General features: G+C 69.5%; 11 protein-coding genes. All 11 read left to right on the plus strand.

The window, feature by feature from the left end; genetic code table 11:
• Positions 1 to 19: 19 nt before the first annotated feature.
• The gene (locus tag ACWY4P_RS53925) at positions 20 to 5,230 is read left to right on the plus strand and encodes a phage tail tape measure protein (protein ID WP_456213436.1); all 5,211 of its coding nucleotides are present in this window, start codon (positions 20 to 22) and stop codon (positions 5,228 to 5,230) included.
• Positions 5,227 to 6,123, plus strand: a complete 897-nt coding sequence (locus tag ACWY4P_RS53930) for a phage distal tail protein (protein ID WP_456213437.1) — start codon at positions 5,227 to 5,229, stop codon at positions 6,121 to 6,123. The genes ACWY4P_RS53925 and ACWY4P_RS53930 overlap by 4 nt, the downstream gene beginning before the upstream one ends.
• 10 nt (positions 6,124 to 6,133) lie before the next feature.
• The gene (locus ACWY4P_RS53935) at positions 6,134 to 7,111 is read left to right on the plus strand and encodes a hypothetical protein (RefSeq protein WP_456213438.1); all 978 of its coding nucleotides are present in this window, start codon (positions 6,134 to 6,136) and stop codon (positions 7,109 to 7,111) included.
• Positions 7,111 to 8,217, plus strand: coding sequence for a hypothetical protein (locus ACWY4P_RS53940; protein WP_456213439.1), 1,107 nt, complete (start codon positions 7,111 to 7,113; stop codon positions 8,215 to 8,217). The genes ACWY4P_RS53935 and ACWY4P_RS53940 overlap by 1 nt, the downstream gene beginning before the upstream one ends.
• A 1-nt stretch (position 8,218) precedes the next feature.
• Positions 8,219 to 10,267, plus strand: a complete 2,049-nt coding sequence (locus ACWY4P_RS53945; RefSeq protein WP_456213440.1) for a hypothetical protein — start codon at positions 8,219 to 8,221, stop codon at positions 10,265 to 10,267.
• A complete protein-coding gene (locus ACWY4P_RS53950) occupies positions 10,264 to 10,593 on the plus strand; it encodes a hypothetical protein (protein WP_456213441.1) in 330 nt (109 codons plus the stop codon). The genes ACWY4P_RS53945 and ACWY4P_RS53950 overlap by 4 nt, the downstream gene beginning before the upstream one ends.
• A gap of 241 nt (positions 10,594 to 10,834) precedes the next feature.
• Positions 10,835 to 11,683 carry a peptidoglycan-binding protein gene (locus ACWY4P_RS53955; protein ID WP_456213442.1) on the plus strand — a complete coding sequence of 283 codons (849 nt, stop codon included), beginning with the start codon at positions 10,835 to 10,837 and terminating at the stop codon, positions 11,681 to 11,683.
• A 34-nt stretch (positions 11,684 to 11,717) separates the two neighbouring features.
• On the plus strand, positions 11,718 to 12,080 hold the full coding sequence (locus ACWY4P_RS53960) for a hypothetical protein (protein ID WP_456213443.1): 363 nt from the start codon (positions 11,718 to 11,720) through the stop codon (positions 12,078 to 12,080).
• Positions 12,081 to 12,104: 24 nt separating this feature from the next.
• Positions 12,105 to 12,419, plus strand: coding sequence for a hypothetical protein (locus tag ACWY4P_RS53965; protein WP_456213444.1), 315 nt, complete (start codon positions 12,105 to 12,107; stop codon positions 12,417 to 12,419).
• A gap of 831 nt (positions 12,420 to 13,250) precedes the next feature.
• Positions 13,251 to 14,579, plus strand: a complete 1,329-nt coding sequence (locus ACWY4P_RS53970) for a hypothetical protein (RefSeq protein WP_456213445.1) — start codon at positions 13,251 to 13,253, stop codon at positions 14,577 to 14,579.
• Positions 14,580 to 14,725: 146 nt separating this feature from the next.
• On the plus strand, positions 14,726 to 15,502 hold the full coding sequence (locus ACWY4P_RS53975) for a hypothetical protein (protein WP_456213446.1): 777 nt from the start codon (positions 14,726 to 14,728) through the stop codon (positions 15,500 to 15,502).
• Positions 15,503 to 15,548 lie beyond the last annotated feature (46 nt).

Below are 15,548 nucleotides of genomic sequence, written 5' to 3' on the forward strand. Positions count from 1 at the left end.
CTGAGAGGAGGGGCGGGCGGTGGCCAACTGGAACCTGTCGGTCGATCTGCGGGCGCAGGGCAACAGCCTCGCCCGCGTGCTGCGCGAGTCCGCCCAGCACGCCCGCTCCCTCGAACGCGCCGCACAGGCCGCGAAGCGCGAGGTGCGCGAGCTTGGTGTCGCATCCCGCACCTCGGCGAACGGCATCCGCACCCTGGGCCGTGAGGCCCGGCAGGCCGCCCGGCACCTGAACAACCTCGGGAACAACGCCCGCACCAGCGCGCGGCAACTCGGCCGGTACGGGGACGCCGCCCGGATCGCGAACCGGCACCTCAACAGCCTCGGCACCAACTCCCGCCAGGCCGGCGCCCACCTGCGCGGCATGAACGCGCAGATCAACGCCGCTATCCGGGACCTGACTCGGCTCGCGGCCGCGGCCCGTACCGCTTCCACCCACATGAACCGGGTCGGGAACACGCGGGCCCTGCGCGGCATCGCACGGGACACACGCAGCGCCCGCGGCGAGCTGGCCCGCATGGCCGCGCTGCTGTCCGGCGGTGGTCTGGTGCTGGGCATGGGCGAGCTGGTCAAGAACGGCAATGAGTACCAGCAGGCGATGAATAGCTTCGGCGCGGTCACCGGGGCCACGCAGCTCCAGATGAAGCGCGCTGCGCTGACCGCCGCCCAGCTCGGCAACGACCTGAGTTTGCCGAACGCCTCGGCAACCGAGGCAGCCGACGCCATGGTGGAGCTCGCGAAGGCGGGTTTCCGCACCGACCAGGCGATCTCCGCGACCCGCGCGTCCCTTCAGCTCGCGTCGGCCGCCCAGGTGTCCGCCGCCGACAGCGCGAAGTACCTCGGCGACATGATGGATCAGTTCGGAATGGGCGCCGATCAGGCAGGCCGCGCCTCCGACATCCTCGCCTCGACCGCCAACGCCGCGTCCGGCGACATCATGGACATCTACTACGCCATGAAGTACGCCGGCCCGGTAGCACACGGGCTCGGCGTCTCCATGGAGGAGGCTGCCTCAGCGGTCGGCATGCTCGGCAAGGCCGGCATCCTCGGCCAGACCGCGGGCACCACGTTGCGCGGCATGATGGCCAACCTCGCGGCCCCCACCCCGCAGATGATCGAGGGCCTGAAGGCCATGGGCATCGAGGCGTGGGACGCGCAGGGGAACTTCAAGGGCCTCCGCACGGTCATCGACGGCCTGTCGAAGGCCCAGCACAAGATGAGCCAGCAGGACTTCGCCGCCGCGGTCAAGAAGTCCATGGGCAAGCCGGCCATGTCCGGTGCGATCGCTCTCGCGCACCAGGGCGTCGACAGTTTCGACGCGCTGATGGGGGCCGTCAGTCAGACCGGATCGGCTGCTGAGATCGCCGCGGCCAAGGGCAAGGGCCTGGCCGGCGCCATGACCCAGCTGAAGACCCAGTCGAAGCAGACCGGGCTGGCGATCTACGACGGGATGGCTCCGGGCCTTGAGTTCCTGACCCGCGGCATCACCTCGGCGATGTCGAAGGCCACCCCAAAGATCACCGCGTTCTTCGACTACTTCAACGCCGCAGCGACCCTCTTCGGGCCCGACATCGTCGCAGCAGTCCGCCGCGAGTTCGGCGGCATCGCCGACGCCGCGCGGGACATGGGGAGCGGGTTCAGGGATTTCGGAGCGGATGCGGCCGCTACGGCCCTGCACCTCATCATCACCGCCGCGAAGCTCGCTGCCCAGGTGCTGTCCAACCTGGCCGACGGCGTCGATCCGATCGTCTCAGCGTTCGCCGATGTCACCTCCGGATCCTCCGGCGCCGCAACGGCCATGGACATGCTGGTGATGATCCTGGACGCCGCCGCCACCGCCGTGGGCGCCCTGTCCACCGTGCTGGGCCCGATCGGGCACCTGGTCGGCGGGCTCGTCTCCGCGTTCGGCGCCCTCCCCGGGCCCATCCAGAGTGCGGTGTTCGCCATGCTGTTGTTCAACCGCGTGCAACCCGCCCTCGGCAGGCTCGCCGGCCAGGTATCCGGCCCTCTCCGCACGAGCTTCGCCAGCTTCAACCAGCAGATGGCCCTCCAACGCTCGCTCGCCGCCTCCAGCGGGGTGTCCCTGACCCGGTACGGCGCCGCCATGGCTGTTCTCCAAGCTCGCTCCACCACGATCGGCGCGATGGGCGCGGCGTTCCGCAGCGCCACCGCGTCCGGCACGGGCTTCGCCAACACCCTCCGTGGCGTGGCCTCCGCCGCCGGGACCGGGGCCCGCAGCCTCGGCGGCGGGCTCATGAACGCGCTCGGCGGCCCGTGGGGCGTGGCCATCGCCGGGGCGTCCCTGGCCCTCGGCATGTACGCGGACGAGCAGCAGAAAGCGGCCCAGGCAGCGGCCGAGCACAAAGCCCAGGTTGACGCGCTCACCGGGGCGCTCCAGCAGTCCAACGGGCGGATCAACGAGTCAGTCCGCGCCACCGCCGCCCAGCAGATCCAGCAGGCGAAGTTCAACACCACCCTCGGGGGCCACCGCAAGAACCTGATGGATTTCCTCGGGCAACAGGGCATCACGCTCAAGCAGGTCACCGACGCCTACCTGAGCCAGGGCTCGTCCATCGACGCCCTGAAAAAGAAGCTCGCCGGGCTGGCCGCCGCGCAGGACGGCATGGACGGCATGAAGTACCTGCTGGCCGCCAACGCGCTGGACCAGCTCGGCAAGGATGCCGCGACCGCGCGGAAGAACGCCAAGGACCTCACCGACACCATCGACAAGAACAAGGGCGTCAGCGCCTACGACCAGCTCAAGGACGCCGTGGGGGCGCTGGCGGACAAGACCGCGGACGCCGACTCCCGCACCCGTGCGCTGCGCCAGTCCCTGGACCTGCTGTCGGGCGGCTCTGTCAGCCTCCAGGCGGCCGAGGCCCGCGTGAACGAGGCGATCACCCAGGCCAACGACGCGATGAAGGAGGGCATCGACAAGTCCCAGGGCTACGGCAAGGCCCTGCTCCAGTCCAACGGAGCCCTGGACACCACGTCGAAGAATGGTCAGGCCCTCTTCGGCACCCTGAACAACCTGACCGACGCCGCGGGTACGGCGGCCATCGCGGCCTACGACTTCGCAGACTCCCAAGGCAAAGACCTGCCGACGAAGCTGTCAGCGGCCCGGGAGGAGATGCAGAAGTCCCGCGATGCCGCTGTCAAGCTTGCCCAGGACTACGGCCTCACCAAGACCCAGGCCGAGGGCGTGGCCGATTCCTTGGGCCTGATCCCTGGCCAGGTCAGCATCCTCCTTCAGGCCAAGGGGCTGGACTCCACCCTCGCGGAGTTGCTGGCGGTGCAGGCCGAGTTCGAGCGGTTCCCGGACAAGAAGACCGTCAAGGTCGACGCACTGTCTGCGGACGCGAAGAAGAAGCTCGAGGAGATCGGGATCACCGCGAAGCTGATCCCGGGCACCCGCGAGTACAAATTGACCGCGAAGACCGACGCCGCGAAGCAGGCCCTCGCGGACTTCCTGAGGCAGGAAGGGGCGGTCAAGGACAAGAAGGTCACGCTCACCGCCGAGACCAAGGCGGCGATCAAGGATCTGCAGAGCGTCCAGGCCAAGGTCCGGGACACCAAGGGCAAGACCATCACCATGCGGGCGCCGACCGCTGAGGCCCGCCAGCAGTTGGAAGCCCTCGGGTTCAAAATCCACGCTGTTCCCGGCAGCAAAAACGTCACCATCACCATCCCCACCGGAACGCCGAGCGCGCAGGCCGCCGCGATCCAGTCCGCCATCAACAGGCTGAGTGGCAAGACAGTCTCAATCAACGTGGTCGCCACGGGCATCGCGGCGGCACGCGCCGCCATATCCGCCCTCGGCGGGTTCGGAGGGTTCGGGAAAGCAGACGGCGGGATCGTCGACTACTACGCCAACGGCGGCATCCAGCGCGGCGGTGTACGACGCTTCTCTGGCGGGTCCGAGAACCACGTCGCGCAGATCGCCCCAGCCGGATCCTGGCGGGTGTGGGGAGAGCCGGAGACACAGGGCGAGGGATACGTCCCCTTCGCCCCCGCCAAGAGGCCCCGGTCTCGCCGGATCACCGAGGAGATCGTGCGGCGCCTCGGCGGCGACCCGCGCGGTATCGAGTGGAACGCCGACGGATCCGTCACCGACTGGCGGTACGACCCCCAGACCGGGTCCCTGTACTCCGCCTCCGACGCCGGGCAGGCCGGACACAAGACCCGCAAGGTGAAGACGAAGCACGGCACCAAAGAGGTCGACTACTTCTCCCTGTCCGCCATCGAGGCGAAGCTCAAGAGCACCGCGAAGGCGGCGAACGCCTGGAACGCGAACCTCACCAAGGTCTCCGACCGGGTCGGCTCCGATGTCGCGGAACAACTCGCCAGCATGGGCGAGGACGGCGTCCTGCTGGCGAAGAAGATGGCCAACGGGTCGAAGAAGTACATCGAGCAGATGGCCGCCGCACTCCGCGCCCTCGCCAAGACAGCGAAGGCCAGCCTCACGGACTACACGCGGCAGCTCGAGAAGGCCAACACCAGCAACAGCAAGTTCCAGGCCGACCTCGCCAAGCTCGCATCCATGGGCTACGGCGACCTCGCCGCCCAGCTCGCCTCGCAGGGCGACCAGGCCGCCATCGACATCGCCTCCTCCGCGGTGAAGGACAAGGGCAAGGCCAAGAAAGCCAACGACGCGGCGAAGAAGGCCAATAAGGCGCTGACCCCTGATGAAGTAGCAGAGATGGTGCAGATCATCGCCGCTATCTCCTCCAGCAAGGTCGGCATCCACGCTGTGGCGGACAAGACCGGCCTGGGTGAGGACGAGATCATCGCCGTCGCCACCAAGGCCAAGAGCCAGATCTCCAAATCTCTCGGCGGCCGGGCCGCACAGTTCCTTGCCGACCTGGCCAAGGCCGAGAAGGGCATGGCCTACGCGAACGGCGGCATCCGGGCCGGCATGTACGCCACCCGCGGCGGCATCGTCCGGTTCGCCGAGCCGGAGACCGGCGGGGAGGCCTACATCCCGCTCGGCGCCAGCAAGCGCGGCGCCGCCACCAACGTCCTGTCGGATGTGGCGCACCGGTTCGGCCTCGGCATCACCCCCGCAGGCGACGGCGGCCGCGTCGTCGTCATCCGCGAGCAGGGCCCGCTGGTCGGCTCCCAGACCTGGCACGTCACCTCCGGCGGCAGCGCGTCCGAGACCGCCCGCCGGATCGACGCCGACAACTCGTACCAGCTGCGGCGCCTTGCGCGCGGCGGAGTGGGGGCACGGTGAGCACACCGGTAGAGCTGGACGACTGGCAGCACGAACTCGGCGGAGTCCTCATCGGCGCCGGCACCGACGTGCAGGTCCGCGCGCTAGAGGGCCTGGGTCAGCCGCCCGTCCGTACCAGCGACGTGGAGCCGCCATCCGAGGACGGACTGTGGCTCGGCCGGGACTACTACGGCGGCCGCACGATCAGGATCGACGCCGCCATCAAGGTCATCGGCAACCCGGCCACCGTCCTTGACCGGCTCGCCGCACTCCAAGACCTGCCGGACACCCCGGCGGTGCGCGGCGCCGGCGGCACCACCATGGACCTCCGGCTCAAGTTCCCCGGCCGCCCCGCGCGCACAGTCCGCGGCAGGATCCGGAAGCTGGAGCCCGACCTCACCCAGATGATCCACGGCTTCGCACCGTGCGACATCGAGTTCCAGGCCCAGGACCACTACTTCTACGCCGACTCCACCGGCACGACATCCATCCCCCTCGGCCTGCTGACGTCCGGCGGGCTCACTTTCCCTCTCGTCTTTCCGCTGACGATCGCAGGTGACCCCGAGGCCGTCGGCCGCCCGGGATTTCTCGAGGTCGAAGGCACCGCCCCCGCCTGGCCGCTGCTGCGGGTCAACGGCCCCTGCGCCAACCCGACCATCACCCACGTCGCGTCCGGTCGCACGTTGACCGTGCAGACGACCCTCGCCGCGGGGGAGTGGGTGGAGATCGACACCCGGCCGGGCTGGCGCACCGTGCTGCGCAACAACGGCGGCGGCGCCCCCCTCGCGCCGAAGTCCCGTATCGACGAGTTCGTTCTCGCGCCGGGCCTGAACGAGATCCAGTGGACCGCCACCGACCCGACCCTGACCAGCACCCTGGCCGTCACCTGGTGGCCGACCTACAAGGCCATCTGAGGAGACCGCCATGGCACTGAACCCGACGCCGATCGCCACCACGGGGGCGATGCACACCGCCCAGCAGTTCCGCATGATGATCCGCGACCTGTCCCGCGCGAACGAGGGCATCACCGAAGGCGACCACCTGAAGGTGACCGCCCTGGCCACGCCCGGGGGCGGGGTGCAGATCGCGGACGGCTCTGCGGTCATCATCGGCCGGGTCAGCTCGGTACAGGGCTCCTACAGCGCCTACAACATCGGCGTCGACACGTCGGTCACCATCGCCCCCACGGGCGGCAGCGGCCGGTCGGACATGGTGGTCCTGCGCGTGGAGGACCCGGAGTACGAGGGCACCCGAGACCCGGAAACGGATCCGATCGTCTTCTTCGAGGTCGTCTCCAACGTCTCATCGAGTGCTACGACCGTGCCGTCCGGCTACTCGGCGATCCCGCTCGCACGGATCGACATACCGGCGTCGACCGCGACCATCACCAACAGCATGGTCAAGGATCTGCGGAAGGTCGCGAATCCCCGCCGGGACCGGTTCCTCTACCCGTATTACGCGGTCGACCCGCTAGTGGAGATCTCCGGCACCTCCGAGACGTGGAAGACTCACCCGCCGCTGGCGTCCGCCTCTCCTGCGGGCAACATGCAGAACATCGCCATCCCCTCGTGGGCTACCAAGGCGAAGGTCATGTTCACCATCGGCGGCATCCGCCTGGCGACTGGGAATGTCTTCGGCGGGCTGCGCTTCAAGCTCGGCACCGAAGAAGCCGCCCAGTGGGTCAGCATCGACGACAACCAGGGCAGCGCCGCCCGACGCCTCGGGTCGATGATCATGGCCGAGACGATCGACCTGACCACCACCACGGGCGCGGCCATGCGCGGCACCACCCAGCCCTTCTACAGCCGGATGCGGACGCGCTCCACCAATGCGGGCACGATCGGCGTAGATGGGGCCACGACGTTCGTCATCGACATCGAGTTCACCGAGGGCCCCATCTGATGGGCCGCTGGCGGTACTGGACGCAGCACGCCCTCACCGGCGAGATGCTGCACCCAGCCCTGCCCCTGTCCGAGGTCGAGTTCGGCCGGGAGCTCAACGGGCCCGGGGCGCTCACCGGCACCCTCGCGCCGAAGTTCCTGCGCGCCAACGCGGACCTGCTCCAGCCCGGCCAGGCCCTCATCTACGTGGAGGCCGACGGGTTCCTCCGCTGGGGCGGCCTCATCTGGTCCGCGGTACCTGAGGGCGGCAAATACAGCATCGAGGCCGCGGGATGGTCCTCGTATCTGGCGCACCGGCACGACTCCCACGGCAACCTGGGCGGCCGCGCCCCGTACACCTACGGCGACCCGTGCAAAATCATCCGCGACATCTGGGCCTACGCCCAGGAACAGCCCGACGGGAATCTCGGCGTCGTGGTCGACGCAACCACCTCCAGCGCGAAGGCCGGCACCCCGGAGGAGCCGTGGGCGAGCCACTGGTACGAGACGCCCGTGCTCGGAGACCAGGTCGACGACCTCGTCAGCGAGGAGGGCGCGCCACAGTACGCCTGCCACACCGAGTACCAGACCAACGGCACTGTGAGGCGCCGCATCCTCCTCGGCTACCCGCGGCTCGGTGCCCGCCGCACCGACATCGGCTTCCGGTCCGGCGTGAACATCGTGTCCGCGCCGCCCGTCTCCTACTCCGGCGACGACTACGCCAACACGGTCATCGGTACCGGATCGGGGGAGGGCACAGCGACGCGCTTCGCGGTCAACTCGGTCCGCGACGGCCGCCTGCGCCTTGAGGCAGTGCTCGCCCTGCCGACTGTCAACGGGAACGACACCCTCGGCCGGCGGGTGACCGCCGAGCGCAAGCGCCGCCAGATCATGGGCGACGTCGAATCGATCCAGGTCCGGGACCATCCGGCCGCGCCGGTCGGCTCGTGGCAGATCGGCGACGACGTCCAGGTCCATGTCAACAACGAATGGACGTCATGGTCGGGCTGGTCGCGTATCACCGCGGAATCGATCCGGCCCGGCGCCGGTGACGGCGGGGAAGACCAGATCACCCTCACCCTGAGCCGGGCCGACAGCTTCCACTACGGCGCCCCGGAGGTGGCCTGACATGCCGACCTACAGCTCCCTCACCGCCGAGGTCGCCCGGCTGCGCCGCGAAGTGGACCAGATCAAGAAGGGGCAGCGCGTCGCGCACGGCGCATCGATCGAGAACGCCGCCCTGGAGGTGAAGGACGACTCCGGCAGCCTGCGGGCGATCGTCGGGCAGCAGGCCGACGGCACCTCCGGTATTCAGGTGGTCAACGGCCCGCCGCCCCCGGCCCCCTCGGCGCCGATCGTCGCCTCCGTCCTCGGCGGCGTCACCGTGTCCTGGGACGGCACCTTCGCCGCCGGGGCGACCATCCCGCTGGACTGGTCCCGCATCGAGGTCCACGCCTCCGCCACGCCCAGCTTCGACCCGCTGCCCAGCACGCTCCAGTCGACAATCGAGACCGCGCAGGGCGCCACCGTCGTCGTCCCCACCAACGTGCCCATCTACGTGCGGCTCCTCGCACGCAACACTTCTGGCGCCCCGTCACCCTCCTCGACCGAGGTGGGCCCGACCGGGCCGGCGCCGGTCGTCGCCAGCGACATCCTCGACGGCATCGTCACCACCACCAAACTCGCGGACGACGCGGTCACCGCGGCGAAGGTCGCCACCGCAGCGATCGACGCCGACGCCCTCGCCGCAGCCGCAGTCACCGCGGCCAAGCTCGCCGCCGACGCCGTCACCTCGGCAGCCATCGCCGACGGCGCGATCGGCTCCACCGAGATCAGCGACGGGGCCATCACAACCCCGAAGCTGACCGCGAACGCCGTGACGGCCAACGAGATCGCAGCGACCGCAGTGACCGCCGCGAAGATCGCAGCGAACGCCGTCATCGCCGGAAAAATCGACGCCGGGGCGGTGACCGCGGGCACCATCGCGGCCGCCGCCGTCCAGGCCGGGAACCTGGCCGCCGCCGCAGTCCAGGCGGGGAACGTCGCGGCAGACGGAATCCAGGCCGGGAACATCGCAGCCAACGCGATCACCGCCCGCGAGATCGCCGCTCTCGCCGTGACCACCGCGAAGCTGGACGCCAACGCAGTCACCACAGCCAAACTCGCCGCCGGTTCCGTGGACGCCACCGCCCTCAAAGCGGACGCCATCACCGGCAAGACGATCACGGGTGGCACGATCACCGGCTCGCTGCTCCAGACCGCCACCACCGGCGAGCGCATCACCGTCAACGAGGCCGGTGCCAACAAGGTCCTCGTCTACGACGCCACCGGGCGTGCCGTCGGGGAACTCTCCGGTGACGGCCTGCTGCTCGAGGGCAGCAGCGGCGCCATCATGCAGCTCGACCCCGACAGCACGTACCCGAATCTCCGCTTCACCAATGCCAGCGGTTCCAACCAGGCATTCATCAACGTCGTCGAAGCCGTCACCGGGGACGCGGACCTCGGCCTGAACAGCGGCACATTCACCGCGAACGGGTTCAGCGACATGATGTGGCGCACGTTCTTCGGCCGCGACTTTTGGGCCGCCGAACGAATCCGCAGCACGGCGCAGGCCACCTTCATTGGCGGCCGGATCTTCATGGACGGCACGAGCGCCACGATCGGATACGAGGACGCGACCGCGGCCACGCAGCGCAGCGACATCATTTTCAGCCCGGGAGTCGCGGTGCTCCGCGCGCGGTACTTCCAGACCGCCCCAGCCAGCTCCACCGTCGCCGCGTACATCGAGACCTCCGCCGGCCACACGGGCGCCATGCTGGGCATCTACAACAGGGACGCTTCCGCCTACCGGATGGTCCTCGACCTCGCCGGAAACCTGACGATCGGCGGGGTGCTGTCCGCGCCGTCCATCGCCACCGGCACCGTGACGATCACCCCAACGGCTGCGTACACGCCGACCAGCATCCTGGTGACCGGCCTCAGCGTCGCCGGGACGACCTTTCGGGGCTACGCCACCGCGAACACCACCGTGCCCGGCTACCGGGCCTCCGCTAGCCCGCCCGGCGCGGGCGTCACCGGCGTCAGCGTCTCCAGCGTCACCAGCACGGGCCTCACTGTGTGGGTGAACCGCGAAAACACAACCGCCACGACGATCAATTGGATGGTGATTGGGTCATGACCGACCTCAACGAAACCGCTCAAGAGCTCACCGATCCCCCGACCGACCCGGAGCCCACCGACCCGGAGCCCACCGACCCGGACCCGCAGCCCAGCACCGAGCCGCCGCTCCAGCCCACCGAACCGGTCTTCTTCCAGCCGTACCTGTGGTACTCGGCCACGTGCTGCTGCGCCACCAACACCTGCCCCAACTACAACATCGTGCAGGACGTGCCAATGCTCTACTCCAACAACGGATCCAACGTAGTGATCTACTGCGGAGTATGCAGCAAGCGGGCCACAATCCTCTCCGCTGCGTTGCTCGACCCGCAGCCGCCGGAGGAGTGAGCAGGGGGCAACGCCAACCCCGTACGGCCGTAGCCTGAGATCAGCGGCGACCCTCCGCCCCGCACCACCCTTGAGGGACCGCACCCGTCGTGGTGCGCAGAACGCCCCAACAACACCAGGGCGCGGGGAGAAGCGAGCACGTCATGGCCGCACATGAGGCCGCAGCATGAGGACAGGACCCCAGAAATACCCAGGCGCCTCAACGTCTCAGTGGTACAGCAGCAAGTACCCCGGGTCCTCCATGGAATCCAACGTCGGCGTCATCCACACCACCGAAGGCAAGACGCTGCCCACCTACGGCGGCGGAGCCTCCGCACCCAACTTCACCGCAGTGCCCGACTTCAAGAACAAGCGCCTGAACTGGCACCAGCACTTCGACTTCGACGAGTCGGCCCGGGCCCTGGTCAACAAGTCCGGCGGCGTCGAGACGAACACCGCCAACGCCGTCCAGGTCGAACTGGTCGGCACCTGCGATCCGGGCACGTCGAAGAAGTGGGGCGGCAAGAACACCAGCCACATCTTCTGGCCCGAGGCACCGGACTGGGCACTGCGCGAGCTGGCCAAGTTCGTGAAGTGGGCGCACGACAAGCACGGCGTTCGGCTGGCTTCCACTGTGACGTGGAAGGCGTACCCGGCCTCTTACGGAACCAATGGGGTGCGTCTGACGCAGTCCCAGTGGAACGCCTACTACGGATGGCTGGGGCATCAGCACGTCCCCGAGAACGACCACGGCGACCCGGGATCTCTGCCGTTCGACAAGGTCCTGGCTTACGCGAAGGACGCATCAGGCCCGTCGAAGCCCGACACCGGTGACAGCAAGCCTGCTCCGAAGCCGACTCCGCACTACGAGCCGTTCCCGGGCGCCAGCTTCTTCCACGGCGGCCGCCACTCCGCTGTGATCACGGCCATGGGCCGCCGTCTCGTCGCCGAGGGCTGCGGAGCGTACCGCAACGGGCCCGGGCCGGACTGGACGAACGCCGACCGTGAGAGCTACCGCCGCTGGCAGAAGAAGCTCGGCTACACCGGCGCTGCCGCCGACGGCATCCCCGGAAAGACCAGCTGGGACAAGCTGCGCGTTCCCAACGTCTGACCCCCCTATCCACCTCTCATCAAGGAGTACCCCCGTGAAGATCCTCGGCAGGGAGCCGGCTCTCTGGCTCGGCTTGGTGGCCGTCCTCGTGAAGATGGCCGCCGCGTTCGGCCTGGACGTCAGCGGCGAGCAGCAGGCCGTCGTTAACGCGCTCGCCGCCGCCCTGGTCGGCCTGATCCTCGCAGTGATGGCCCAGGACGGCGTCGGCGCGGCGGTCCTCGGCTTCGTACAGGCAACGCTCGCGCTCGCCGTCGGCTTCGGTCTCGACTGGTCGGCCGAGCGGCAGGCCATCGTGCTCTCCGCGGCCGCCGCTGTCGTGGCGATGTTCGACCGCACACAGGTAACGGCACCCGTACCGGCAGGAGCGGTCAAGCGGCCCGTCCGCTCGGTGTCCTGACGTTACACATCCTCGGAGCACGACATGGCCGATGAGCCGTCCAATGGCGAGCTGGGCCGGCTCATCCAAGCCCTACGCGGGGACATCCGCGACGACATGGCAGGGATCAACGCCCGGCTCGACCGCATGGTGAGCCTGGACGTGTACGCGGTCGAGAAAGCCAGTGTCGCCAAGGACATCGCTGAGCTGGTGAAGGCCGTGGAAGGGCTCCAGACGATGAGGGAGCGGGATGCCGAGCGGGTCACCCAGACCCGCCGGTGGATGGTCGCATCGGTCATCATCCCGCTGGTCGGGATCGTGCTGCCGATGGTGATGGTGATGAGAGGGGCTGGGGCATGAGCCGGGCGGAGGCCCGTAAGCGGCGTCGCCGCGGCGACTACATCGCGGCCGCCGGGGCGCTGCTGTTCGCCGCCGCCCTGGCGGCCGGCCTGTGGGCGTTCCTCAGCCTCTCCCGAGAACTGGCCGACGCGAACCATGCCCGTGACCAACTGGCCGCGCAAGTACAGGGGTTGGGAGCGACGCCGGTCGCCGGGCCGCCCGGGTCTCGGGGCTCGCCGGGTGATGCTGGCCCGTCCGGCCCTCCAGGACCAACTGGACCGACCGGGCCGCCGGGGGAAGACGGGCAGAACGGCCGGGACGGGTCGAGCGGGAAGACGGGGAGCCCTGGTCCTTCCGGCTCGTCAGGGAAGGACGGCTCGGACGGGGCCAGCGGCGCGGATGGCAGCAACGGATCCGACGGCGCGGCCGGCCCGCCTGGCCCAGCAGGGCCAGCGGGTCCCACCGGCCCGGAAGGGCCTCAGGGCCCACAAGGAGAGCAGGGTGAGACAGGCGAGCGCGGCCCGGCAGGCCCGTCCTGTCCGGACAAGTACTCCTTGCAGGCGCCGTCTTGGGATCCGGATGCGCTGGTGTGTCGCCGTGATGGTGCGCCGGATCCGGATCCTTCTGACAAGTCGCCGGGGAGCAGTGGGAACGGTCTGCTGGGGCTTCCTGCGGACCGGCGCCGGGACTGATGGCGGGTCCCGTGTCCTACAGAAACGCACAATTAATAACGCGCGATTGCGATCATGGATCACTGGGGATGCGCCCCAGCCCCAACCCTCTGACAGCCCGAGCGGCACGGGACTGCTCGGGCTCGCCCCGGACCGCCGCCGGTACTGAATGGAGACCGCCATGACCATCGTGAAGGGCAAGTTGATCGGCCCGGCCGACCCGTCCCGGGTGGAGGTGACCGCCGAGCTGGTAGATGTGACCGGTGCCCGCGCGGTGGGCTACGTGGCCTCCGCTGAGGGCGAGATCGTGCGGCCCGTACGCATCACGGCCGCGAGCGACGGGGCCTGGTCGGCCGATCTGCTGCCGAACGCGGGGATCGAGTCGGCGGCGGGGGACACGCTGTGGGCGGTCATGGAGGGCCGCGCGCTGGACGGCACGCCGGTGCTGACGCGCATCCTCGTCCCGGAGACGGGCGGCCCGTACTGGCTGGGGGATCTGCGCGCGGATCTGTCCGGCACGGTCTCGGGCGGCGGCACGGTGGTGTACGTGCCGGGCCCGGCGGGCCCCGAAGGCCCTGCTGGACCCGCCGGGGCGCCCGGACCGGCAGGAGCCGATGGTGACCCCGGCCCGACCGGAGCGGTCGGACCTGCGGGACCACAAGGACCGGCTGGCCCCACGGGGCCGAAAGGCGACCAGGGCGAGCCGGGGCCGCAGCCGCCCCTCGGTGCCGCTGGTGACGGGCCCACCGTGGCGCTCCGATCTGACGACCCGACGACGACGGACGCGCGCGCACCGATCGCGCATGCGGCGTCGCACGCCACTGGGGGCTCGGACCCGGTCCCTGCGGCCTCGATCGGTGCGTTCACGCAGGCCGATGCAGATGTTCTTGCGGCCCGGACGTCGGCGCTCGAGACTGGCGTCCTCTATAAGGCGGGCGGCACCGTGAGCGGCAACCTGGCCGTCACGGGCAACGCGCTCGGTCAGGACACGCCCGCCGCCCACGGGGTTGCCGCTTGGTGTTACGACCCGGCGCTGGCGGTCAACTCCACGCAGGTGAACAACGGAACGCTGTATCTCACCCGCGTCAACATCGCCGCCAACGTGAACGCGACACGCATCTACTGGTGGGCCGGGAACCAAGGATCATCACCCGTCGCGGGTCAGAATCATGTCGGTCTGTATCGCTCGGACGGCACGCTGATGGCCGCCACGAGCATTGATGCCGCTGTCTCCTCGGCCGGGCTGAAGACCAGCGTCGTCGCGTCTCAGTTGCTGACGGCGGGGGCGTTCTACTGGGTCGGCCTGCTGTTCAACGCGTCGGCGACACCAACGTTGACCCGTGGCTCCGGCTGGACTGGTGTCGATGCGGCCGCGAATCTGGGCTTGACTGCGGCGACGTACCGGTTTGCCACGAACGGGACCGGCCGGACAGCGTTGCCTTCGTTGATCACCCCGGGGTCGAATGTGGGGACGGATTTCGCTGGGCCGTGGGTGGCGGTGGGAGCGTGACCTGAGCTGGCCGTACAACCCCAGGTCACCGGCCAGGCAAATAACCAGGCGCCAGGCCCTCTACGCTGTGGCGCCGGAGGTGACCGATGGCGAAGGCGCGGTCGCGTAAGAGGCCGAAGCGGCGCAGGATGCCGAGGCAGGCGAGTGTGGGGGATCAGGTGCGCCGCCGGCGCGGCCTGGATCTCTCGGTGCCGTACTGCCCCAAGTGTGGGGGCACGCTGGTGCAGGCGTGGCTGCCCGGCCCGTCGATGCAGATCCTGGTCGACGCGGCGAAGCCGGAGGCGGGCGTCCTGGCGGTCCAAGTGCAGTCGGACGACTTCCCGAACGGCGTGTTCAGTGACCCGTGGCCGGTGCTGTGCGCGGTGTGCGAGCAGGACTGCGGGAAGCATCCGCGTCAGTGGGGGCATCCGCTCTACAAGGCGTTCATGGAGGTCCTGGAGCGGGACGCGGGTTGGCCGCGGGCGCGGGACTGGGAGGTGGAGGACATCTTCACCGACTGGTACGAGACCCGGCTGCGCAAGCTCGTCGACGCCCACGAGGAGGAGCTGACCGGGGAGCCTCGCTTCCGGTACGGGCCCTTCGAGGACCGGGATGACCCGCCGGGCCGCGGGGCACCGGAGAAGGGTCAACGCGTTGACCACGGCCCGTCAGCTACAGCGGAGGAGACCGGTGGTGAAGGCGTTGACCACCCGCTGACCGTGGACGAGGCGCTGGCGGCGGTCCGTACGGCACGGGATGCGGAGGTCCGCGCGCTCGATCAGCTCGGCCATGCGCTGCGCGCCGAACACGCGGCGGGCGCGGGGAAGCGGGAGTTGGGTCGACGGGCCCACGGGGTACTGTCGCTGCCGTTGGTGCGACGCGCCCTGGCCGAGGGTGGTCAAGCCGTTGACCACCCAGGGGCGATGCCGCCGGATAGCCGGTAGCGTGTACGGCCGAGTCCCCCGCCTGCTTACCTCAGGCGGGGGACTC

The sequence above is a fragment of the Streptomyces sp. LZ34 genome, from assembly GCF_053890475.1.